Origin of the sequence: Frateuria sp. (assembly GCF_013362045.1) — a bacterium.
Classification (GTDB): domain Bacteria; phylum Pseudomonadota; class Gammaproteobacteria; order Xanthomonadales; family Rhodanobacteraceae; genus Frateuria_A.
The window spans coordinates 1-2183 of the sequence record NZ_JABFWW010000302.1 but is presented as its reverse complement, the minus strand read 5'-3'; the positions used below and the strand labels follow the sequence as shown (position 1 = coordinate 2183).

At 70.5% G+C, this 2183-nt stretch carries 3 protein-coding genes; 1 reads left to right on the top strand and 2 read right to left on the bottom strand.

The window, feature by feature from the left end:
* Positions 1 to 857: ABC transporter permease subunit (locus HOQ08_RS14515; RefSeq protein WP_291196424.1), on the bottom strand; the 857-nt coding region annotated here is incomplete at its 3' end.
* Positions 858 to 864: 7 nt separating this feature from the next.
* Positions 865 to 1749 (bottom strand): ABC transporter ATP-binding protein, encoded by an 885-nt coding sequence (locus tag HOQ08_RS14510; protein ID WP_291196421.1) that lies wholly within the window; start codon positions 1747 to 1749, stop codon positions 865 to 867.
* Between the two features lie 205 nt (positions 1750 to 1954).
* Between HOQ08_RS14510 and HOQ08_RS14505 the strand changes: the two genes are divergently transcribed.
* The coding region (locus HOQ08_RS14505; RefSeq protein WP_291196418.1) for a biotin/lipoyl-containing protein at positions 1955 to 2183 on the top strand (229 nt) is incomplete at its 3' end.

The window sequence follows — 2183 nt, the reverse complement described above, 5'->3', positions numbered from 1 at the left end:
GGGCGCAGCAGCGGCGGCTCGGCGCGCGGCTTGCGCCGGGGCAGGCGCAGCCCCTCGCGGTTGGTGCGGAAGAGCGCGAACTCCGCGCCGACCAGCAGCAGCGAGATGCCCAGCCAGAGCAGCCGGTTCCACAGCAGCAGGCCTTCCAGCGGCGGCAGGCGATGGTTGAGCTCGTCGGCCGACCAGTAGCGCGTGACGATGCCCAGCGTGCGGTGGGCGAACGGGTCGAGCATGGCCGCGACCACGTGGTGGTTGACGTCGCGGGTGAGCAGACCCGACAGCGACAGCAGCACGATGAAGGCGATCACGCCGATGTAGGTGGCCAGCAGCGAGCGCGTCGCGGTGGCCAGCAGGAACAGCAGCGCCGCCACGAACAGCATGTCCGGCAGCACTATCACGCCGAACGCCCAGGCGTAGCCGTGCCAGTCGGCCGGGCCGACGCGCGCCGGGTCGATCCACGGCATCGCACCGCCCAGCGCCACGCCCAGCGCGACCGCCAGCATGATCGCCACCGCCGCCACATAGCCGGCGGCCAGCCGCCCGCCAAGGTAGGCGCCGCGGCGCACCGGCGTGGCGAACATCAGCTCGGCCGTGTCGTGGTCGAAATCGCGCAGCGCCGCGCCCGCGACGAACACCCCGGCCGCCAGCATCCCGAAGACGGTGAATGCGCTGACCAGCCGCACGATCACCATCGGCGCATTGCGCAGCACGTTGCCGCTGGCACCGCCCATCGCCACCGCGTCGGTGCAGGTCACCGCGAAGGCGAGGCCGCCGAAGGCCAGGGCGATGATCCAGAACAGCGGCGCGCGCCACTGCTGGCGCCATTCGAAGCGGAAGATCTCCAGCAGCATGCGCATCGTCGCCTCAGGCCGCGCGGGCGGTGGCCTGCGCGCGCAGGCGGCCGAAGTAGACGTCTTCCAGGTCCGGCGCCACCGGCTCGAAACCCGTCTCCGGCGCCGAATCGGCCAGCACGTGCAGCAGCGTGCGTCCGCCGGCGAGGCGGGTGGACAGGATGGTCATGCGCGCGCGGTAGCTGTCCAGTTCCGCCTTGTCGATCGTGCGCCGCCACACGCGCCCGTCCAGGCTGCGGATCGCCTCGCGCGGCTCGCCGGTCAGCAGCACCTGGCCCTGGCCGATGATCGCCATGCGCGGGCACAGGTCGGTCACGTCGGCCACGATGTGGGTGGAGAGGATCACCACCACTTTTTCGCCGATCTCCGCCAGCAGGTTGAGGAAGCGGTTGCGCTCCTCCGGATCCAGGCCGGCGGTGGGCTCGTCCACGATCACCAGCTTCGGGCTGCCGATCAGCGCCTGGGCGATGCCGAAGCGCTGGCGCATGCCGCCGGAAAACGTGCCCAGCTTGCGCCTGCGCACGTCCCACAGGTTGACCTGGCGCAGCAGCGCCTCGATCAGGTCGCGACGCTCGCCGCGGGCGGTGATGCCCTTGAGCACGGCGAAGTGGTCGAGCATCGCCTCGGCCGGGATCTTCGGGTACACCCCGAATTCCTGCGGCAGGTAGCCCAGCAGCCGGCGGGTGGCGTTCTTGTCGGCCAGCAGGTCCACCCCGTCCAGCTCGACGCTGCCCTGGTCGGGGTCCTGCAGGGTGGCGATGGTGCGCATCAGCGAGGATTTGCCCGCCCCGTTGGGCCCGAGCAGGCCGAACATGCCCTGCGGGATGTCCAGGTCGATGCCACGCAGCGCGTGCACGCCGTTGGCGTAGGTCTTGGACAAGTGGCGGATGGTCAACATGCGTGTTCCTTCCGCGCCGCCCCGCGCGGCGCGCCATGGAGGCAGCATAGGCAGCGCCAGGAGCGGGCACATCGGCACAAGGTCATGCATGCCGGATGGTCCATGCCCGGAAAGGGCTACGCGGCGGACGGCCGTTCGCTATCATGGGAGGCCTTGCGGCCGCCATCCCCCTGGCGGTGCGCCCCAGACATCCGCAGGAGACCCCATGGCCGACCTCAAAGAAGCGCGCGTCCCCGACATCGGCGGCCACGACAACGTTCCGGTGATCGAAGTGCTGGTCAAGCCCGGCGACCGCGTCGAGAAGGAGCAGAGCCTGATCACGCTGGAGTCGGACAAGGCCACCATGGAAGTGCCCGCGCCGTTTGCCGGCGTGGTCAAGGAAGTCAAGCTGAAGGTGGGCGACGAGGTGTCCGAAGGCGCGCTGATCGCGACCA

Coding starts and splice junctions, on each gene's coding strand:
- HOQ08_RS14510 (WP_291196421.1), bottom strand. CDS start 1,749: ATGTTGACCATCCGCCACTTGTCCAAGACCTACGCCAACGGCGTGCAC.